The sequence below is a fragment of the Streptosporangium sp. NPDC023963 genome (genome assembly GCF_040639135.1).
Taxonomy (GTDB): Bacteria; Actinomycetota; Actinomycetes; order Streptosporangiales; family Streptosporangiaceae; genus Streptosporangium.
In genome coordinates this window covers 1,031,861-1,051,034 of the sequence record NZ_JBEZZK010000002.1, presented here as the reverse complement: position 1 = coordinate 1,051,034, position 19,174 = coordinate 1,031,861, and the positions used below count along the sequence as shown (strand labels likewise).

At 72.0% G+C, this 19,174-nt stretch carries 17 protein-coding genes and 2 riboswitches; of the genes, 9 read left to right on the top strand and 8 right to left on the bottom strand.

Features of this window, described 5'->3' with window-relative positions:
- Positions 1 to 314 precede the first annotated feature (314 nt).
- From AB0F88_RS10605 to AB0F88_RS10580, 6 genes are all read right to left on the bottom strand, one after another.
- Positions 315 to 2,096, bottom strand: coding sequence for an ABC transporter ATP-binding protein (locus tag AB0F88_RS10605; protein WP_362680186.1), 1,782 nt, complete (start codon positions 2,094 to 2,096; stop codon positions 315 to 317).
- A 390-nt stretch (positions 2,097 to 2,486) separates the two neighbouring features.
- Positions 2,487 to 2,684 carry a hypothetical protein gene (locus AB0F88_RS10600; protein ID WP_362680183.1) on the bottom strand — a complete coding sequence of 66 codons (198 nt, stop codon included), beginning with the start codon at positions 2,682 to 2,684 and terminating at the stop codon, positions 2,487 to 2,489.
- A 98-nt stretch (positions 2,685 to 2,782) separates the two neighbouring features.
- Positions 2,783 to 3,469, bottom strand: a complete 687-nt coding sequence (locus AB0F88_RS10595) for a nucleotidyl transferase AbiEii/AbiGii toxin family protein (protein WP_362680180.1) — start codon at positions 3,467 to 3,469, stop codon at positions 2,783 to 2,785.
- Positions 3,466 to 3,906: a hypothetical protein gene (locus AB0F88_RS10590; protein WP_362680178.1), complete on the bottom strand. Its 441-nt coding sequence runs from the start codon at positions 3,904 to 3,906 to the stop codon at positions 3,466 to 3,468. The genes AB0F88_RS10595 and AB0F88_RS10590 overlap by 4 nt, the downstream gene beginning before the upstream one ends.
- Positions 3,907 to 3,955: 49 nt before the next feature.
- Positions 3,956 to 4,708: a hypothetical protein gene (locus AB0F88_RS10585; protein ID WP_362680175.1), complete on the bottom strand. Its 753-nt coding sequence runs from the start codon at positions 4,706 to 4,708 to the stop codon at positions 3,956 to 3,958.
- Between the two features lie 156 nt (positions 4,709 to 4,864).
- Positions 4,865 to 5,584, bottom strand: a complete 720-nt coding sequence (locus tag AB0F88_RS10580) for an FCD domain-containing protein (protein ID WP_362680172.1) — start codon at positions 5,582 to 5,584, stop codon at positions 4,865 to 4,867.
- Between the two features lie 88 nt (positions 5,585 to 5,672).
- Here AB0F88_RS10580 and AB0F88_RS10575 point away from each other — a divergent pair, with 88 nt between their 5' ends.
- The 3 genes from AB0F88_RS10575 to AB0F88_RS10565 are packed head-to-tail and all read left to right on the top strand — an operon-like array spanning position 5,673 to position 9,135.
- Positions 5,673 to 7,016, top strand: coding sequence for a glutamine synthetase family protein (locus AB0F88_RS10575; RefSeq protein WP_362680169.1), 1,344 nt, complete (start codon positions 5,673 to 5,675; stop codon positions 7,014 to 7,016).
- A gap of 2 nt (positions 7,017 to 7,018) precedes the next feature.
- Positions 7,019 to 8,365: an aldehyde dehydrogenase family protein gene (locus tag AB0F88_RS10570; protein WP_362680166.1), complete on the top strand. Its 1,347-nt coding sequence runs from the start codon at positions 7,019 to 7,021 to the stop codon at positions 8,363 to 8,365.
- A gap of 5 nt (positions 8,366 to 8,370) precedes the next feature.
- Positions 8,371 to 9,135 carry a 3-oxoacyl-ACP reductase gene (locus AB0F88_RS10565; protein WP_362680163.1) on the top strand — a complete coding sequence of 255 codons (765 nt, stop codon included), beginning with the start codon at positions 8,371 to 8,373 and terminating at the stop codon, positions 9,133 to 9,135.
- Positions 9,136 to 9,155: 20 nt separating this feature from the next.
- On the opposite strand, the gene AB0F88_RS10560 is transcribed toward AB0F88_RS10565, so the two are convergent.
- The gene (locus tag AB0F88_RS10560) at positions 9,156 to 10,175 is read right to left on the bottom strand and encodes a LacI family DNA-binding transcriptional regulator (RefSeq protein WP_362680159.1); all 1,020 of its coding nucleotides are present in this window, start codon (positions 10,173 to 10,175) and stop codon (positions 9,156 to 9,158) included.
- Between the two features lie 359 nt (positions 10,176 to 10,534).
- Here AB0F88_RS10560 and AB0F88_RS10555 point away from each other — a divergent pair, with 359 nt between their 5' ends.
- The 5 genes from AB0F88_RS10555 to AB0F88_RS10535 all read left to right on the top strand — a co-directional run bounded on the left by AB0F88_RS10555 (position 10,535) and on the right by AB0F88_RS10535 (position 16,688).
- Positions 10,535 to 11,230, top strand: coding sequence for a gamma-glutamyl-gamma-aminobutyrate hydrolase family protein (locus tag AB0F88_RS10555; RefSeq protein ID WP_362680157.1), 696 nt, complete (start codon positions 10,535 to 10,537; stop codon positions 11,228 to 11,230).
- A gap of 105 nt (positions 11,231 to 11,335) precedes the next feature.
- Positions 11,336 to 11,434: riboswitch (glycine riboswitch) on the top strand.
- A riboswitch (glycine riboswitch) is annotated at positions 11,435 to 11,529 on the top strand.
- A gap of 33 nt (positions 11,530 to 11,562) precedes the next feature.
- On the top strand, positions 11,563 to 12,654 hold the full coding sequence (gene gcvT / locus AB0F88_RS10550) for a glycine cleavage system aminomethyltransferase GcvT (RefSeq protein WP_362680154.1): 1,092 nt from the start codon (positions 11,563 to 11,565) through the stop codon (positions 12,652 to 12,654).
- Entirely contained in the window at positions 12,651 to 13,043 is a 393-nt protein-coding gene (gene gcvH, locus AB0F88_RS10545) for a glycine cleavage system protein GcvH (RefSeq protein WP_362680151.1), read from the top strand. Before gcvT ends, gcvH begins: the two co-directional genes overlap by 4 nt.
- A gap of 72 nt (positions 13,044 to 13,115) precedes the next feature.
- Entirely contained in the window at positions 13,116 to 14,492 is a 1,377-nt protein-coding gene (locus AB0F88_RS10540; RefSeq protein WP_362680148.1) for an L-serine ammonia-lyase, read from the top strand.
- Between the two features lie 93 nt (positions 14,493 to 14,585).
- On the top strand, positions 14,586 to 16,688 hold the full coding sequence (locus AB0F88_RS10535) for a hypothetical protein (RefSeq protein ID WP_362680145.1): 2,103 nt from the start codon (positions 14,586 to 14,588) through the stop codon (positions 16,686 to 16,688).
- A 227-nt stretch (positions 16,689 to 16,915) separates the two neighbouring features.
- Here the strand turns inward: AB0F88_RS10535 and AB0F88_RS10530 are convergent, their stop codons facing one another.
- Complete coding sequence (locus AB0F88_RS10530) at positions 16,916 to 17,575, bottom strand: DUF6286 domain-containing protein (protein ID WP_362680142.1); 660 nt, start codon at positions 17,573 to 17,575, stop codon at positions 16,916 to 16,918.
- Positions 17,576 to 17,724: 149 nt separating this feature from the next.
- On the opposite strand from AB0F88_RS10530, the gene AB0F88_RS10525 reads away from it, so the two are divergent.
- Entirely contained in the window at positions 17,725 to 18,918 is a 1,194-nt protein-coding gene (locus AB0F88_RS10525; RefSeq protein WP_362680139.1) for an amino acid deaminase/aldolase, read from the top strand.
- Positions 18,919 to 19,174 lie beyond the last annotated feature (256 nt).

Below are 19,174 nucleotides of genomic sequence, written 5' to 3'. Positions count from 1 at the left end.
GTCGCGGGCGTGCTGCCCGCGACACCCCCGGTGGTGGCCGTAACGATCGTCACGCCCCGATCCTCGTCCCGCACGGACGGGACCGGGTGATCGAATGCGGCGAGCGCCCGATGGGCGCTCCGATGCGAAGGAGAGGCTTCGCACAGGCGGGGATTCCCGATTCACCGGACAGCGAATCAGCCCCCCGGCCCAGTGTCCGAATTATTCCTTTATGAGCGATATGAATTTACACAACCGAGCCAGTGACCGCAGGAGCAGGTGGGCAACGGGAACCGCCGGCGGCTCCGGCGGACGGACGGCGCCGGGGTGCGACCCTAGGTGGGCAGCAGGAACTGGGTGGTGGCCAGCTCGCGGTAGAGGGCGTCGTCGGCGAGCAGCTCGTCGTGGGTGCCCACGGCCCGCACCCGGCCCGCCTCCATCACCACGATCCGGTCGGCCCCCGCCACGGTGGAGAGGCGATGGGCGATCACCAGCACGGTCGTCTCCGCCGCCACCTCCGCGATCACCTCTCGGAGCCGCAGCTCGTTGACCGCGTCGAGCTGGGAGGTGGCCTCGTCGAGCAGCAGGAGCCGGGGGCTGCGCAGCAGGGCGCGGGCGATGGCGACCCGCTGGCGCTCGCCGCCGGAGAGCATGATCCCCCGATGGCCGACCCGGGTCTCCAGCCCCTCGGGAAGCCGGGAGACCAGGTCCTCCAGCCGGGTGCGGGCGAGCACCCGCCAGATGTCGGCCTCCTCCACGCCCGGCGCGGCGAAGACGAGGTTCTCCCTGAGCGTCCCGTCCAGCACCGGCGCGTCCTGCTCGACGTAGCCGAGGCAGGCGCGCAGCTCGGCGAGCGGCCAGTCCGCGATGTCGCGGCCGTCGATCGTGATCGTCCCCGCCTGCTGCTCGTAGAACCGCTCCAGCAGGGCGAAGACCGTGGACTTGCCCGCCCCCGAGGGCCCCACCAGGGCGGTCAGCCCGCCCGCGAGCACCTCGAAGGAGACGTCGTCGTGGACGACCGGCCTGTCGTCGCCGTAGCGGAAGGCGACGCCCTCGAAGACGACCCCGGCCGGGGCCCTGCCGACCTCGTACACCGCGCCGTCCGCCTCCTCTGCGGGCAGCTCCTCGATCTCGCGGATCCGCTTCACCGCGGCCAGGCCGTTCTGCACCTGGGTGAAGCCGTTGACCAGCTGGCCGATGGGGGCGACCAGGTAGAACAGGTACAGCAGGAAGGCGATCAGCGAGGAGACCTCCAGCGAGCCAGAGGAGACCCGCGCACCGCCCACGCCGAGCACGGCCACGAAGGCCAGCTGCGCGGACACCCACGCCGAGACACCGGCGATCGAGGTCAGCCACGCGACGGCGATCCCGCGGTCGCGCGCCTCGCGGGCCGCCTCGCCCACCGCGGCGATCTCCCGCTCCTCGGCACCGCTGGCCTTGACCGTGCGGAACGCCTGGAGCACCCGGTCGAGGACCGCGCCCATCTCGCCGACCGCGACCTGCGCCTGCATCGAGGCGCGCTGGATGCGAGGCATGATCAGGCTGACGAACCCGCCGACCACGACCAGCACTCCCAGCGTGATGAGCAGCAGCACCCCGTCGATGACCGCCATCATCACCACGGCGCCCACGAGCATGAACAGCGAGCTGACCGTCTCGACCACGCCGTTGGTGAACACCGCCCGCAGCAGCGTGGTGTCGGAGGTCACCCGGGACATCAGGTCACCCGGCTTGAGCCGGTCGACCTCGGACACCCGCAGCCGCAGCATCCGGTCGACCAGGGTACGGCGGGCGGAGAAGACGATGCCCTCGCCCATCCGCTCCAGCACGTAACTGCCCAGCGCGCCGATGGCCGCGCCCAGGAGCACGGCGGCGGTCAGGCCGAGCACCGGGCCGAGCAGGGAGCGCTGCTCGCCGAAGGCGTCGATGACCGTCTTGGCCAGGAGCGGCATCGCCAGCCCGGCCAGCGAGCCGACGAGGCTGAGCACCCCGCCCAGCAGCAGCGCTCTGCGGTGGGGCCTTATGTACGCGACCAGCAGCCGCCAGGACGCGGTCCCGGGCCGCGCGTCCCCCGGTCCCGTGCCGTCCCTGTCCCCAGGCCCTGCATCTCCCGGCACTTTTTCGTCCGGCAATGTGACCCCCGGCAATGTCTTCCTCTCCGAAGCGACATGAACGGCCTCCGGCCGCTTTTCCTGTCTACCGCGCATGAGCCCGTCTCGAGCGTCTCGCCCTGTTTCGTCGACGAAACCGATGCCGTCAACATAAGTTGACGGCATCGGCATTGTCAACCCAGGTTGACCTCAAGGGGTGCGCGGAGTGCGGGAAGGAGTGCGGGAAACGGAGAGCTCGCGCGGTCGCGGGAGAGGCAAGGGGGAACGGGGCACAGAGGGCACAGGTGGCACAGGTGGCACAGGGCGGTCCGTCACATGCCGGTGTCCCGCCGACGCGGAGTCGGCTCCGAGGAGCCCGTCGGCGGGACACCGGTGGCCGGTGTGGGTGTGCGGGGGTCAGCGGCGGTGGGCGCCGTACTCCTTGCGCATCTCCGCGACGGTGTCCAGGATCTCGTCCTGGGTCTTCAGAAGCCTCGCCTCGGCCTCCTCGGTCCTGGCCTCGGCCACCTTGCGGCGGTTGCCCGTCCGGCTGGCGAGCTTCAGCTTGGCCCTGGCCTTCATTTCGCGCAGGTTGAGCTTCTCCATGAGACCCATGATCAGCACCCTTCAGCAGAGAGGACCGTCAACTGCCCTGCGGGCGGCCGAGTATGCGTCACAGGAGTTTTCCCGCCTCTCTCGGGCCCCCGGCTTCCTCAGTCGGGGTCGGGGACGTCGTCGTATTCGACGTCGCCCTCCTCGGCGCGGCGCAGGCCGATGTCCTCCACCCAGGAGCAGGCGAACCGGCGGATCTCCATGATCTGCTCGCCGTCCACGCCGTAGGCCTCGAAGTCCTCGTCGGCGATCAGGTCGACGAACTCCAGCCGCATCACCAGCTCGGCGAGCGAGAACTCCTCGTTGTGCAGGCGGGCGAGGTGTTCGAGCTCGCGGAAGCCGTACAGGTGGGAGACCGAGGCGATGTCGATGACGTCGCGGGCGAGGCTGCGCTCGTGCAGGGCCCGCATCTTCAGGCCGACCGCGTCGTCCAGGGAGACGACGGAGACGTCGCCGACGATCACGGGCTGCCGCTGGAACGCCTCCCTGAGCAGGTCGAACTCGCAGCTCTGCTCGGTCACCGGGTCGCTGACCACGAGGCGGCCCATCCGGGGTGTCACCTCCGTCAGGGTGACCTCCAGCCCGGCCTCCCTGAACGCCTCGGCCATTCCCTCGGCGACCTCGGGCAGCGGCGTCTCGGCGGCGGTGGCGAAGTCGAGGTCGTTGCTCGGGCGTTCGGTGAGGCCGTGGGCGTTCATCGCGTAACCGCCCGCCAGGACCAGCCCGAACCGGGTGCAGGCGGGCAGCGCGGCCTCCAGCATCCGCTGCTGGAAGGGGGGCAGGATCATCGTTCCCACCCCGGCGTCACGGCGCCCACCCCGGTGTCACGGCCCGCCGCGGTTTCCCGAGCGGCGTCACGGCCCGCCCCGGCTCCCGTCCCGGCCTCACGGCCCGCGCCGGGGTCGGGCCGCCACCCCAGGGCGGCGATCTTGGTTTCCCAGGCCCTCCGGTAACTCGGCCCGATGCCCCGGCGCAGGGTCGGCCAGTCGGCCACGAGGAGCTCGGCGTTCAGGTACGACTCGGCGTCGGACCGGCCGCCGCCGGTGATGACCGTACGGTAGAGGCTCATCCGCAGCAGCGGGTTCACCAGGTCGAACTCGGTGAGCCCGGACCAGCCGAGGTGCACGGGCAGGGCGACCGTCCCCGTCGCCGGGCCGCGCAGGTCGGCCAGCGATTCGGGGACGCGCTGCTCCACGCCGTCCCATCGGGACGGAAGCGTACTCACGTCCCCCAGTATGCCCGCCGTTCGCCCGAGGTCCACGGGGCGCGCGGGCTCAGCGGCGGGAACGGCGGCGGGTGGAGGGGAGGTCGTGGCGGCCGGAGAGGAACTCCTGGAAGGCGATCTTGCCGCGGATCACCGGGCGGCGCCAGCGCTCCTCGCGGCCCTCGGCCCTGGCCATCTTGCGGGGCTGCGGGCGCCGGGAGTCCGGCGCGAAGAACCAGTGTGCCCAGGGCGATCCCGGGCGGGCCAGCCGTACCGCGCCGGGCACCAGGAGGATCGGGACGAACAGTCCGGCGAGACCCGTCCAGATCTTGCCCTTGAGCAGCGTGATCACGGCGAGCGCGAGGTTGGTCACGATGAAGCCGACGGTCAGCAACGTGCCGCGGGGTTCGCTGTCGTAGTCCTCCCAGCCGAGGGGGCGCAGGCCGAGCAGGAGCAGGGCGGTGATCGCGACGGCGATGAACACGGCGTCCACCGACGCGCGCCCCTCCTCCTCCCAGTAGACGTCGTGCAGGTGCAGGATCAGCGCGAACTCGTCCAGGATCAGGGCGGATCCGGCGCCGAAGACGGCGGCCGTCACCGCGTACCAGCCCTCGGAGACGCCCGAGACGACGAGACCGGACACCCCGCCGAGCAGGGTCAGCACCACCCCGAAGACCACGTGGTGGATGTGCATCTCACCGACGTTGACGTTGCCGAACCAGCCGATCTTGGCCCGGATGAGCCGGACGTTGATCCTGGTGAGCAGGAAGACGACGATCAGCGCGACGAAGAAACAGAACAGCGGCAGCCGTCCTGTGTCCACGATTCGCTCTCGGAACAAATCCCCCACCGTCCCCCCAGGCTATGCGAGGGAGGCCTCCAGGCAGGCACGGGAGCCCTGACGGCACGGCGGTTTCCCGGGCGCCCGCGCGAGGCGCGCCGCACGAGACACGGGCGCCCGCGCGAGGCGCGCCGCGCGTCAGGTGAGGAACCCTCGCAGCAGCGCCGCGGTCCCCTCGAGGTGCTCGGCCACAGCGCGGCGCGCGCCCTCCGGGTCCCCGGCCAGGATGGCCGTCACGATCGCCTGGTGCTGGACCGCGGCGTGCTCGATGTTGCGCTGGAGCACCGGGATGGCGTTGAGCAGGTCGGCGACCCGGAGCCTGGCGTCGGCGCAGGCCCCGGCGAGCAGGGCGGAGCCGGTCAGCTCGGCGATGGCGAGATGGAAGGCGGTGTCGAGGCGGCGGTAGTCGTCGGGCCCGGCCGAGTTGACCTCGCGCAGCCTCTCCCGCAGGGCCTCGCGCCGCTCCCCGGTCAGCGGGGTGGTGGCGAGCACCTGGGCCGCGCCGCACTCGACCGCCATCCTGAAGGTGAGCGCGTCGGACAGGTCGTCGGTGCCCATGTCGACCACGGCCCTGCGCAGGTCGTCCCGGTGCGGGCGGGGCGGGGTGTAGGTGAGGAAGGCGCCGCCGTACCGGCCGCGGCGCACCTCCAGGTAGCCCGCGTCCTGCAGCTCGCGGATGGCCTCGCGCAGGGTGACCCTGCTGATGCCGAGCTGGGCCGCGAGCTCCCGCTCGGGCGGCAGCTTCTCGGCCACCAACCCCAGTTTGATCACCTGGAGCAGGCGTTCCACGGTCTCCTCGAACGCGTTGCCCGCGCGCACCGGCCGCAGCACGGCGGCCAATCGCGACACCTCGTCCAATTGTCCCCTCCGGCCCTTGACAAGGCTCCCCCCGCTACACGTCAATGGTCTGACACTAGCCCAATAGGACCCCCGACGAGGAGGGCATGTGGACGTCACCGAGCTCCACGACGAGGTGCGGGCAGGGCGGATCGACACCGTGCTGCTGGCGGTCGTCGACATGCAGGGGCGCCTCCAGGGGAAACGCCTGTCGGGGCGCTACTTCCTGGAGGAGGTGCTGCGGCACGCCTCCGAGGGCTGCAACTACCTGCTCGCGGTGGACGTCGACATGAACACGGTCGACGGGTACGCCATGTCGTCCTGGGAGCACGGATACGGCGACTTTGTTATGAAACCCGATATGTCCACTCTGCGCCGCGTGCCGTGGCAGGAGGGGACGGCCCTGGTGATGGCCGACCTGGTCTGGGAGGACGGCTCCGACGTGACCGCCTCGCCGCGCCAGATCCTGCGCCGGCAGCTCGCCAGGCTGGACGAGCGGGGCTGGGGCGCCTTCGTCGGGACCGAGCTGGAGTTCGTCGTCTTCGGCGACACCTACGAGGACGCCTGGCGCCGCGGCTACCGCGACCTGACGCCCGCCAACCTCTACAACGTCGACTACTCCCTCCTCGGCACCGCCCGGGTCGAGCCGCTGCTGCGCAGGATCAGGCTCGGCATGGAGGGCGCGGGCATGTACGTCGAGTCGGCCAAGGGCGAGTGCAACCTGGGCCAGCACGAGATCGCCTTCCGCTTCGGCGAGGCCCTGTCCAGCTGCGACAACCACTCGATCTACAAGAACGGCGCCAAGGAGATCGCCTCCCAGGAGGGCATGGCGATCACCTTCATGGCCAAGCCGAACCAGCGCGAGGGCAACTCCTGCCACATCCACATCTCGCTGCGGGACACGGACGGGGAGCCGGTCATGGCCGGTTCCGGGCCGCACGGCCTGTCGGCGACAGGAGAGCACTTCATCGCCGGTCAGATCGCCCTGATGCGCGAGCTGACCCTGCTGTACGCGCCGAACGTCAACTCCTACAAGCGGTACGTGCCGGGCAGCTTCGCCCCCACCGCGGTCAAATGGGGCGTGGACAACAGGACGTGCGCGCTGCGCCTGGTCGGCCACGGTCCCTCGCTGCGGATCGAGAACCGGGTGCCCGGCGGCGACGTCAACCCCTACCTGGCGGTCTCGGGGCTGATCGCGGCCGGCCTGCACGGCATCGAGAACGAGCTGCCGCTTGAGGACGCGTTCACGGGGAACGCCTACTCGTCGGGCGCGGAGACCGTGCCGAGCACGCTGCGGGACGCGCTGGAACTCTGGGAGGGCTCCGCGTTCGCCACGGCCGCCTTCGGTGAGGACGTCGTGGCGCACTACGCGAACAACGCCCGGGTCGAGCTGGCCGCCTTCGACGCGGCGGTGACCGACTGGGAGCTTTTCCGGGGATTCGAACGGATGTGAACATGAAGATCATCAACCCGGCGACGGAAGAGGTCGTCGCCGAGGTCGAGATGGCGGACGCCGCCGAGACCGACCGGGCCGTGGAGCGTGCCAGGCGGGCCTTCGCGACCTGGCGGAACGTCGGCCCGGGAGACCGGGCCCGGCTGCTGCGCCGTTTCGCCTCGCTGGTGCGCGAGCACGCCGAGGAACTGGCCCTGCTGGAGGTCGCCAACTCCGGGCACACGATCGGCAACGCCCGCTGGGAGGCGGGCAACGTCGCCGACGTGCTCGACTTCTACGCGGGGGCGCCCGAGCGCAACCACGGCCTGCAGATCCCGGTGCCCGGCGGGCTGGACGTCACCTTCAGGGAGCCGCTGGGCGTCGTCGGCGTGATCGTGCCGTGGAACTTCCCGATGGTCATCATGACCTGGGGGCTGGCGCCGGCGCTGGCCGCGGGCAACACCGTGATCGTCAAGCCCGCCGAGTGGACGCCGCTGACCGCGCTGCGGGTGGCCGAGCTGGCCCTGGCCGCCGGCCTGCCCGAGGGGGTGTTCCAGGTCCTGCCCGGGGCCGGGGAGGTGGCGGGCGCCCGGCTGGTCGAGCACCCCGGCGTGGCGAAGATCGTGTTCACCGGCTCGACCGAGGTGGGCAAGGAGATCGCCGCCACCTGCGCCGGGCAGGTCAAGCGGCTCACCCTGGAGCTGGGCGGCAAGAGCGCCAACGTGGTCTTCGCCGACGCCGACCTGGAGAGGGCGGCGGCGACCGCGCCGTACGCGGTGTTCGACAACGCGGGCCAGGACTGCTGCGCGCGCTCGCGGATCCTGGTCGAGCGCCCGGTCCACGACGAGTTCCTGGCCCGGTTCGGGGAGGCGGTGCTGGGCGTCAGGGTCGGCGACCCCCGCGACGAGGCCACCGAGATGGGCCCGCTGATCAGCGCCGAGCACCGGGATCGGGTGGCCTCCTTCGTCACCGGACCGCCCCACCTCCAGGGCGCGTGCCCGTCGGGGCCGGGGTTCTGGTTCCCGCCGACGGTCCTGACGCCCGGGTCCGCGGACGACCGGGCGTTCACCGAGGAGATCTTCGGCCCCGTGGTGTCGGTGGTGCCGTTCGACGACGAGGCGGACGCCGTGCGGATCGCCAACGACACCCCGTACGGCCTGAGCGGGTCCATCTGGACCCGGGACGTCGGCCGGGCGCTGCGGGTGGCCAGGGCGGTCGAGGCGGGCAACCTCAGTGTCAACTCCCATTCGAGCGTCCGTTACTGGACCCCGTTCGGCGGTTTCAAACAGTCGGGCCTCGGCCGCGAGCTGGGCCCCGACGCCCTGTCATCGTTCACCGAGATCAAGAACGTCTTCATTTCCGAGGAGTAGTAGCGATGCTGCGTTTGCAGGACCGGGTCGCCGTCATCACCGGCGCCGGAAGCGGGATCGGCCTGGCCACCGCGCGCCGGTTCGCCGAGGAGGGCGCCCGCGTCGTGTGCGTGGACCTGGACGAGACGAGCGGCGCCAAGGTCGCCGACGAGGTCGGCGGGCTGTTCGTACGGGCCGACGTGACCAGCGAGGACGACGTCGCCCGCGCCTTCCAGACCGCGTTCGACACCTACGGCAGCGTGGACATCGCGTTCAACAACGCGGGCATCTCGCCGCCGGACGACGACTCGATCCTGGAGACCGGCATCGACGCCTGGCGCCGGGTCCAGGAGGTGAACCTCACCTCGGTCTACCTGTGCTGCAAGCACGCCATCCCGTACATGCGGCGGCAGGGCAAGGGGTCGATCATCAACACCGCGTCGTTCGTGGCCGTGATGGGGTCGGCGACCAGCCAGATCTCCTACACCGCGTCCAAGGGCGGGGTGCTGGCCATGTCGCGGGAGCTGGGCGTGCAGTTCGCCCGCGAGGGCATCCGGGTGAACGCGCTGTGCCCGGGGCCGGTGAACACGCCGCTGCTTCAGGAGTTGTTCGCCAAGGACCCCGAGCGGGCGCAGCGCCGCCTGGTGCACATCCCGGTGGGCCGCTTCGCCGAGGCGTCCGAGATCGCCGCCGCGGTGGCGTTCCTCGCCTCCGACGACGCCAGCTTCATCACCGGCTCGGAGTTCCTGGTGGACGGCGGCATCTCCGGCGCGTACGTCACACCGTTCTGAGCGCGGGTGACGGGCGTCCGTCACCGGTGGCCCGGCGCGCCCGTGCTGCCTCGCGGGGTGAGCCTGGCCGTCTCGGTCCGGACGCCGGTGACGTGCTCGCCGGCGATCAGCGCCAGCAGGCTCCGCGCGGCCTGCGCCCCGTAGTGCGGGATGTCCCGGCCGAGAGCGGTCAGGGCCGGTCGCACCACCTGGGAGAGAGGGGAGTCGTCCCAGGCCACGAGGGACAGGTCCGCGGGCACCTCCAGCCGCATCTCCTGCGCGACCGAGAGCCCGGCGACGGCCATGATGTCGTTGTCGTAGACGATCGCCGTCGGCCGGTTCGCGGCGCTGACCAGCCGCCGGGTGGCCCGCGCGCCCTCCTCGCCGGTGTAGTCCGTGTGCACGACGGAGTGGCCGGTGAGGCCGAGCTCGTCGCACGCGGCGGTGAAGGCCCGGTCGCGCAGGACGGTGTGCACCAGCGCGGGCAGCCCGGCGACCCTCGCGATCCGGCGGTGGCCGAGCGCGGCGAGGTACTCCACCGTCTCCCGCATGGCCGCGCCGTCGTCGGACCAGACGGGGGCGAGCGAGCCGGTCTCCGACGGATGGCCGATCACCACGGCCGGCAGGCCCAGGGCCTCGATCGCGGGGACGCGCGGGTCGTCGAAGTGCAGGTCGACCAGGATGACGCCGTCGACGCGGCCCTCTCCCCACCACCTGCGGTACACCTCCGCCTCCTGCGCGTGGCCGGTCACCACCTGCAGGAGCAGGGCGTAGGAGCGGGCCGACAGCTCGCTCTCGATGCCGCTGATCAGCTCCATGAAGAACGGTTCCATCCCCAGGACCCGCGCCGGGCGGCACACGGTCAGGCCGACGGCACGGGCCCGTGCCCCGTTGAGGGCGCGCGCGGCGCTGTTGGGCTGCCAGCCGATCTCCTTGGCGATGGCCTTGATGGTGTCTCTCCTCGCCTCCGACACGCCCGGCCGGTCGTTCAGCGCGTAGGAGACCGCGACCTTGGACACCCCCGCGCGACGAGCGATGTCGGCGATCGTCGGTCGCTTCACAAGACCTCCACCTGAACCGGTTATCCGACGTGTTCCCGCTGCGCACTTTACTACGCCGCCCCGGTCCCCGGCGCTCTCCACGACGGCCGACGAACCACCCTGAGCAGCGGCCACGTCATGGCGCTCGTCCCCTCGGCAGGACCGGGAGAGGCGGCTCCGCACCACCTCCTCGACGACCGGTTCACTTAACCACTTAACTCTCGGCACGTGCCGCGCCACCGGACGCGCCGCCCGCTTCCCCGTGGCCCCCGGCGGCACTCCGGCCCGCCGCGGCCGGTAACGTGCGGGAGGGCACCGGGATGGGCACGATGGGCTCACGGCGCCAGGACCTCGGTGCAAGCGCGGCGAAACAGGAGATCATGTCCCGTCCCGTCATCGGCATCACCTGCTACGTCGAACCCGCACGCTTCACCGTCTGGGAGACGACCACCGCGCTCCTGCCGTACGACTACGTCGACCACGTGGCCCGCGCGGGCGGGCAGCCGGTGATCCTGCCCCCGGCGGGCGACCCCGCGACCCTGGCAGGGCGGCTGGACGGGCTGATCCTGGCCGGCGGCGGGGACGTCGGCCCGGAGCGGTACGGGCAGGAGCCGCACGAGCGGACCGGCCACGTCCGGCCGTTCCGCGACGACGCGGAGCTGGGGCTGGTCCGGGCGGCGCTGGAGCGGGGCCTGCCCTTCCTGGGCGTCTGCCGGGGCATGCAGGTCCTGAACGTCTCGCTGGGCGGCACCCTGCACCAGCACCTGCCCGACGTGGTCGGCCACCCGGGGCACGCCCCGGCTCCCGGCCGTTACGGCAGGATGCCGGTGTGGCTCGCCCCCGGCAGCCGGACCTCGAAGATCTTCGGGGCCGAGACCGTGGACGTGGCCCACTACCACCACCAGGCCCTCGACCGGCCGGCCGCGGGCCTGACCGTGACCGCCCACGCCGAGGACGGCACGATCGAGGCCGTGGAGGTGGACGACCACCCCTTCGCCGTCGCCGTCCAGTGGCACCCCGAGACCGACGACGAGTCGGCCCTGTTCGAGGCGCTGGTACGCCACGCCACCCCCTGACCGGCGCGGATCGGGGCGGCGCGGGGATTTCGCTCGGCCTGTTCGGGGCGGCGAGGGGATTTCGCTCGGCCGGTTCGGGCGGTTAGGCTGGCCGCTGACACCGATGAATCCCGTGCGGGAGAGCGTCCTGACACCCAGGCCAGGACCCCTGAAGGAGCAAGCCCTCCCCGCGAACCTCTCAAGGCAAAGGACCGTGCGGGTAGGTGCCCTCTGGAAAGCAGGTCCCACGGCCTCGCCGAAGGTGAAAGTCCGGTAAAACCCGGATGAAACTCTCAGGCACCGACGACAGAGGGGGAGGATGCTCTCATCTGTCCCTTGTCTGAGGTGCGCACATGTCCCGACCTACGCCGCTGCGCGGCGTGCACGAGTCCCTCGGCGCGACGCTGACCGACTTCGCGGGCTGGCTGATGCCGCTCCGCTACGGCAGCGAGTCGGCCGAGCACAACGCGGTCCGCCAGGCGGCCGGCCTGTTCGACCTCTCCCACATGGGCGAGATCTTCGTGACCGGGCCGCAGGCCGCCGAGGCCCTCGACCACGCGCTGGTCGGCCACCTCTCCGCGCTGGAGCCCGGCCGCGCCCGCTACACGATGATCGTCGACGCCGAGGGCGGCGTGCTGGACGACCTGATCGTCTACCGGCTCGCCCCCGCCGAGTTCATGGTCGTCGCCAACGCCTCCAACTATCCGCGGGTGGCCGCCGAGCTGACCGGCCGCGCCAAGGGCTTCGACGCCGCGGTGGACGACCGCTCCGAGCGGTACGCGCTGGTCGCGATCCAGGGCCCGCGCTCCGCGGAGATCCTGGGCGCGCTCACCGACGCCGACCTCGACGGGCTCAAGTACTACGCCGGCCTGCCCGCCGTCGTCGCGGGCCGCGAGGCCCTCATCGCCCGTACCGGGTACACCGGCGAGGACGGCTTCGAGCTGTTCGTCGCGGCCGAGGACGCGGAGCCGGTCTGGGCCGCCCTCACCGAGGCGGGCACGCCGCACGGCCTGGTCCCCGCGGGCCTGTCCGCCCGCGACACCCTCCGGCTGGAGGCCGGGATGCCGCTGTACGGCAACGAGCTGTCGGCCGGGCTGACCCCGTTCGACGCCGGGCTGGGCCGTGTGGTGAGGTTTGACAAGCCGGGCGACTTCGTCGGCCGGGCCGCCCTCGAATCACGCAAGGACGTCCCGCCGTCCCGCCGCCTGGTCGGTCTGATCGCGACCGGCCGCAGGGTGCCCCGGCACGGGTACCCGGTGGTGGTCGCCGGCGACGGCACGGTCGTCGGCGAGGTCACCAGCGGGGCGCCCTCCCAGTCACTGGGCAGGCCCATCGCCATGGCCTACGTGGACAACGGCCTGTCGTCGGGACTGGCCGTGGACATCAGGGGCAGCCACGAGCCGGTCGAGGTCGTCGCACTGCCTTTCTACAGGAGGAAAAAATGAGCAGCATTCCCGAGGAACTGCACTACACCAAGGAACACGAGTGGATCTCCGGCATCGATGACGGCCTGACCCTCACCGTCGGCATCACCGCCTACGCCGCCGAGGCGCTGGGCGACGTGGTCTTCGTGCAGATCCTCCCCGAGGTCGGTTCGACGATCACCGCCGGTGACGCGGTCGGCGAGGTCGAGTCGACCAAGTCGGTGAGCGACATCTTCGCGCCGGTCTCCGGCGAGGTCGTCGAGGTCAACCAGGCCGTCGTGGACGACCCCTCGCTGGTCAACAGCGACTCCTACGGCGACGGCTGGCTGTTCCGCGTACGCCTCGAGGGCTCCGCCGACGACCTGCTGTCGCCGGAGGAGTACGCCGCGCTCACCTCGGGTGAGTCCTAAGCCTCTCCCCCCTCGCGTCACGGCCACGCGCGTCCTTGGGCGCGCGTGGCCGTCCACGCTGGAAGGATTCAGATGACGATCAGCGTCTTCGATCTCTTCAAGATCGGAATCGGCCCGTCCAGCTCGCACACCGGCGGCCCGATGGCCGCCGCCCACAAGTTCGCCCGCGGCCTCCACCAGGACGGGCTCCTGGAGAAGACCGCCCGGGTGAGCGCCGTCCTGTACGGCTCGCTGGGCCTGACCGGCAAGGGTCACGGCAGCGACAAGGCCGTGCTGCTCGGCCTGTCCGGCGAGAAGCCCGAGCTGGTCGACGTCGACACGGTCGACGAGCGGCTCGCCGCCATGCGCGAGTCCGGCACCCTCTCCCTGTACGGCTCCCGCGAGATCCCCTTCGTCATCGGCGAGGACCTCGTCTTCGAACGCAAGATCTCGCTCCCCGGCCACCCCAACGGCATGCGCTTCACCGCGCTGTCCGAGTCCGGCGAGACGATCCGCGAGAAGGTCTACTACTCGGTGGGCGGCGGCTTCGTCGTCGACGAGAACGCCACCGGTGCCGACCGGATCAAACCCGACGACACCGTCCTGCCGTACCCCTTCACCACGGCCGCGGAGCTGCTCGCCCAGTGCGCGGAGACCGGGCTGTCGATCTCCGGGCTGATGCTGGAGAACGAGCGGGCGTTCGGCCGCACCGAGGCCGAGATCCGCGCCCAGCTGCTCGTCCTGTGGCAGGTCATGAGCGAGTGCGTGCGGCGCGGCATCGGCAAGGAGGGCGTGCTGCCAGGCGGCCTGAAGGTCCGCCGCCGCGCCCACCAGCTCCACCGGCAGCTGCGGAGCGAGTCGCCGGAGAAGGACTCGCTGCAGACGATGGACTGGGTCTCGCTGTTCGCCCTCGCGGTGAACGAGGAGAACGCCGCCGGAGGCCGCATCGTCACCGCGCCCACCAACGGCGCCGCGGGCATCATCCCGGCCGTGCTCACCTACTACGACCGCTTCACCAAGGACTCCGACGACGAGGGCGTGATCCGCTTCCTGCTGACCGCGGGGGCGATCGGCGTGCTGTTCAAGGAGAACGCCTCCATCTCCGGCGCCGAGGTCGGCTGCCAGGGCGAGGTCGGCTCGGCCTGCTCGATGGCCGCCGCCGGGCTCACCGAGGTGATGGGCGGCACCCCGGAGCAGGTCGAGAACGCCGCCGAGATCGGCATCGAGCACAACCTGGGGCTGACCTGCGACCCGATCGGCGGCCTGGTGCAGATCCCGTGCATCGAGCGCAACGCGGTCGCCTCGATCAAGGCCATCGCCGCCGCCAGGATCGCGATGCGCGGCGACGGCCGCCACTTCGTCTCGCTGGACAAGGCCATCAAGACGATGCGCGACACCGGCCGCGACATGCTCGACAAGTACAAGGAGACCAGCAGGGGAGGGCTCGCGGTCAACGTCATCGAGTGCTGACCGCAATCACTACCAAATTTCGCATCACGTGCAGGACCCCCCGATCCCACGCCTATGCTGGGTGGCCATGTGCGCGGGACTCGGGAGGTCGCGGTGGTAACGGGAACGCACCCGGCAAGCCGTTCCCGTCGCTCCCAGCGCCCCGAGAAACCCTCCCGCCCCCTGCGGGTGCTCCGCTTCCTCGGGTCGCACTGGCTCTTCATCACCGCCCTGCTGGCGGGCGGCGGCCTGCGGCTGCTCGCCATGCTCGGCTACCGGCCCGCCCTGTGGTTCTGGGCCGACTCCTTCGTCTACCTGAACGCGGGGCTCGCCCCCCGTCCCCTGGAGTCCCGCCCGGCGGGCTACGCGTTGTTCCTGTGGATCCTCAAGCCGCTGTCCAGCGTTCCCGCGGTGGTCGCGGCGCAGCACCTGCTCGGGCTGGCCGTGGCCGTCTGCGTCTACCTGCTGCTGCGCAGGCTGGGCGGGTTGCCGGGGTGGGGCGCGACGCTCGCCGCGCTGCCGGTGCTGCTGGACGCCTACCAGCTCCAGCTCGAACACCTCGTCATGGCGGACCTGCTCTTCCAGTTCCTGGCGGTGCTGGCGGTCACGCTGCTGCTGTGGCGGCGGCGCCCCGCGGTGTGGGTCGCGGCACTGGCCGGAGCGCTGCTGGCCGCGGCGACCGTCACCCGCACGATCGGGCTGCCGCTGATCGCCGTGGCGCTGGTCTGCATGCTGATCCGCCGGGCCGGATGGCGGGCCGTCGTCGCCGCGACGCTGGCCGCCGCGATCGGCCTGGGCTCGTACGCGGCCTGGTTTCGGGCCGAGCACGGCAGCTTCGGGCTGACCAGGGGGAACGCCTTCCTCTGGGCGCGGACGATGACCTTCGCCGACTGCGCCAGGATCCACCCGGCCGGCCCCGAGGCGGCCCTGTGCCCCGTCGAGCCGCTCGGGCAGCGCCCGGCGCCGCCGGTCTACATCTGGGACGGCGACTCGCCGCTGAACAAGGTCAAGGGCAGCTGGGCGGAGCGCGACGCGCTCGCGGGCGCCTTCGCCACCCAGGCGATCATGGCCCAGCCGTTCGACTTCCTGCGGGCGGGCCTGGACGACGCGGCCCACATCTTCGACTGGACGCGGCGCGTCTACCCGGCCCCCGGGCCGCAGAGCGCCTACGTCTTCCCCGAGACCGTGCGGCCCTTCTCCTCGGGAGCCGCCTCACAGGGGAAGACCGCCGAGCAGCTGACCGTCGCCTACCAGGGCTCGTCGGGGGCGCCGGTGATGGTCGAGCCGTACGCGGGCTGGCTGCGCGGCTACCAGGAGTACGGCTTCGTGCGGGGCCCGTACCTCGCGGTGATCCTGCTGGTCGGCCTGGTCGGGGTGCTGATGCGGCTGCGGCGGCTCGGCGGCGCGGTGCTGCTGCCCTGGGCGGCGGGGACCATGCTGCTGGTCCTGCCGCCCTTCATCGCGGCCTTCGACCACCGCTACGTCATCCCCGCCCTCCCGCTGGTCTGCCTCGCCGCAGGGCTGGCCTTCGGAGCCAGGCACGACAGGCACGAGGAGAACGCGCCCGGGCCGGCGGCCGGGGAACCGGACGGGGATCCGCCGTACGAGGACCCGGACGACGAGGACCCGTCGTACCGCACGACGGCCGAACGGCCGGTGTACGCGAGCCCCGTCGGGGAATCGGAGTACGGGCCGGGCTCGTACGACGGGCAGGCGCACCGGGGCGGCGCGTACGGAGGCACCGCGTACGGTGACACGACGGAGCCGCCGGCGTACGGCGCGACGGGCGAGCGAGCCGCGTACGGCGTCACCGGCGAACGGCCGGCGTACGGCATGACGGGCGAGCGACCGGTGTTCGGAGGAACGGCCGAGCGGCCGGTGTTCGGAGGAACGGCCGAGCGGCCGGTGGCCGGCGCGACGGGCGAGCGGCCGGTGTTCGGAGGATCAGCGGCGGCGGACGTGCAGGCGAACCATCACGCCGAGTTCTACCTCCCCGAGCGCCCGTCGGACCTTCCCCACCGCGTCCCTGTTCAGCCGGGCCACGAGTTTGCCGACATCGGTCGCGGGCGCGCAGCCCACCCCGATGCGCAGCCGCTCGTGCCGTATGTACCTGACGCGGACGCGGGTGAGCCCTTCGACTTCTTTAAGGGCAACCCCGAGCATGGCGGTCCCCGTCCCGGACCGCCTGCCCCACCGTCCCCATCCCAGGGCGTGTAGCAGCCACCGCACCGCCAGGAGGGCCAGCGCCACCAGCAGCAGCGCCACCAGCCAGCCCAGCCACGGATGCGCGGCCAGCCAGCCGGGGAACCCCTTGCGCACGAGCCTGGCCCCGGGCGAGTGGCCGGGGATGTCACCGCGTCCCCGCAGGAAGGCGTAGAGCCCCGCGCACACCAGCACCGTCCCGGTGACGGCCAGACCGATCCGGTTGCCCAGGTAGGGCCTCATCACGCCTTCTTCCTGCGCAACCGTACGACGACGTCACCCGCGCACATCGCGCCCAGCCCGGACAGCCGGTCGCCCACCGCCGCACCCACCCGGCGCAGCACGGGCCCGGTCCGCTCGGCGTCGGTGAACACGGTGACCTCGACGACCCGCGACGTGAGCCGGACCCGGGCGCCGTTCACCTCTTCCACCGCCTCGGCGGCCTCCCGCAGCGTGCGGCGGAGCCCGGACCTGGTGATGCCGATCACCATGTGCGGGTCCCCCGACTCCAGCGGCACCAGCCGGGTCCGGCCCGGCAGCGCGGCGAGCGCGAGCATCACCAGGCCCGCCGCCATGGCGAGCGTCGACGCGGCGAACGTGGCGGGATCCGACCAGTTCCACGCGCCGGCCCCGTTGACGAGCCGCCGGTAGGGAACCCTCGCGACCGGCGACTCCATGAGCAGGCCCACCGTCACCGAGGCCGAGACCACCAGTACGGCGGACACCGTCAGGGCCGCGGGGACGCCGGCGGGGGTCCTGCCCGGCCGCAGCAACCGCACCGACCTGCGCCGGACGTCCTGGAACTGCTCGGCCGCCGCCTTGCCTCCCGAGCCTCCGGCGGTGGTCCCCGCGCCGCCGGTGCCTCCCGAGCCCGCCAGGATGTCCTGGAGAGTAGTCGTCATTCGGTCATGTGTACGCGTCCGGGCAGGAGCGGGCCGGGGATCAACCGCCCACTTACGCGATCTTGAGGCCCTCCTGGCGGGAGCATTGACCACCTCTCCAACAACATGAATACCGCTCATATTCGTTGGGGTCGGGTTATCCTGCGAACATGGACGACCGCCAGCGCTACGACCGGGCCACAGCGCATCTGGATCCCCCCTTCGCCGTCCTCGACCTGCCCGCCCTGCGCGCCAACGCCGAGGGAATGGCCCGCCGGGCCGGGGGCAAGCCGATCAGGGTCGCCAGCAAGTCCGTCAGGTCCCGGGCCGTGCTCGAACGCATCCTCGCCATGGACGGCTTCACCGGCATCATGGCCTTCACCCTCCCCGAGGCCCTCTGGCTCGTCTCCACCGGGATGCGGGACGTGCTCGTGGCGTACCCCACCGTCGACCGCGCCGCGCTCGCCGAGCTGGCCGCCGGCCCGGACGCGGCACGAGAGATCACGATCATGGTGGACCACGCCGAGCACCTGGACCTCATCGAGTCCGCCGTCTCCGGCGTCCGCGACCGCCACGAGATCCGGCTCTGCCTGGACGTCGACGCGGGCTACCTCGCCTTCGGCGGCCGGTTCAGGGCGGGGGTCCGCCGCTCCCCCATCCGCGAGATCGGCCAGGCCGCCGACCTGGCCACCGAGATCGCGAAACGGCCCGGATTCCGGCTCGCAGGCCTGATGGCGTACGAGGCGCAGATCGCCGGAGTCGGCGACGACGCCCCGGGCAATCCCGTCCTGACCCGGGCCGTCCGCCTGATGCAGGCCCGGTCCCGGCGCGAGCTGATCACGCGCAGGGGCCGGATCGTCCAGGCCGTCCGCCAGATCGCCGACCTGGAGTTCGTCAACGGCGGCGGCACCGGCAGCATCGAGAAGACCGCCAAGGAGAGGGCCGTCACCGAGATCGCCGCCGGATCCGGCTTCTTCCACCCCCGCCTGTTCGACTTCTACCGGGGATTCACCGGCCGGCCCGCCGCCCTGTTCGCCCTGCCCGTCGTCCGCCGCCCCGCCCCCGGCGTCGTCACCGTCCTCGGCGGCGGCTACCCCGCCTCCGGCGCCCCCGGCGACAGCCGCCTGCCCCAGCCCTACCTGCCGTGCGGGCTGCGCTACGACGCCGACGAGGGAGCCGGAGAGGTGCAGACCCCCCTCATCGGGCAGGCCGCCGAGGACCTGCGCGCCGGCGACCGGGTCTGGTTCCGGCACGCCAAGGCGGGTGAGCTCTGCGAGCGCTTCGCGAGCCTGCACCTGATCGACGGGGACGAGGTCGTGGACGAGGTTCCCACCTACCGGGGCGAGGGCCGCACCTTCCTCTGACCCCTCGCCCCTGTCTCCTCCCCCGGACCCATGGCCGGGATCGGCTGGAACTCCGGGATCGGCTGGAACTCCGGCAGAGCGGCGTCCCCTCCGAACCCGGCACCGCCCGGAACACGGGAGCGGACCCCGGCACGAGGAACGGGCACCCGCCGCTCCGGCGACGGATGCCCGTTCCTCGTTCCTGCCATACCTCGGCCCCTCCCCCGGGCACCACGGCCCCCGGTGCTCCGCGCCCGGAGAGACCGCGCCTGCGAGG

Excerpts from the sequence above, each read along its gene's own strand:
- gcvT (WP_362680154.1), top strand. The coding sequence starts at position 11,563 with ATGTCCCGACCTACGCCGCTGCGCGGCGTGCACGAGTCCCTCGGCGCG.
- AB0F88_RS10595 (WP_362680180.1), bottom strand. The coding sequence starts at position 3,469 with ATGATCCTGCCCCCCTTCCAGCAGCGGATGCTGGAGGCCGCGCTGCCC.
- AB0F88_RS10525 (WP_362680139.1), top strand. The coding sequence starts at position 17,725 with ATGGACGACCGCCAGCGCTACGACCGGGCCACAGCGCATCTGGATCCC.
- AB0F88_RS10600 (WP_362680183.1), bottom strand. The coding sequence starts at position 2,684 with ATGGGTCTCATGGAGAAGCTCAACCTGCGCGAAATGAAGGCCAGGGCC.
- AB0F88_RS10530 (WP_362680142.1), bottom strand. The coding sequence starts at position 17,575 with ATGACGACTACTCTCCAGGACATCCTGGCGGGCTCGGGAGGCACCGGC.
- AB0F88_RS10565 (WP_362680163.1), top strand. The coding sequence starts at position 8,371 with ATGCTGCGTTTGCAGGACCGGGTCGCCGTCATCACCGGCGCCGGAAGC.
- AB0F88_RS10555 (WP_362680157.1), top strand. The coding sequence starts at position 10,535 with ATGTCCCGTCCCGTCATCGGCATCACCTGCTACGTCGAACCCGCACGC.
- AB0F88_RS10540 (WP_362680148.1), top strand. The coding sequence starts at position 13,116 with ATGACGATCAGCGTCTTCGATCTCTTCAAGATCGGAATCGGCCCGTCC.
- gcvH (WP_362680151.1), top strand. The coding sequence starts at position 12,651 with ATGAGCAGCATTCCCGAGGAACTGCACTACACCAAGGAACACGAGTGG.
- AB0F88_RS10570 (WP_362680166.1), top strand. The coding sequence starts at position 7,019 with ATGAAGATCATCAACCCGGCGACGGAAGAGGTCGTCGCCGAGGTCGAG.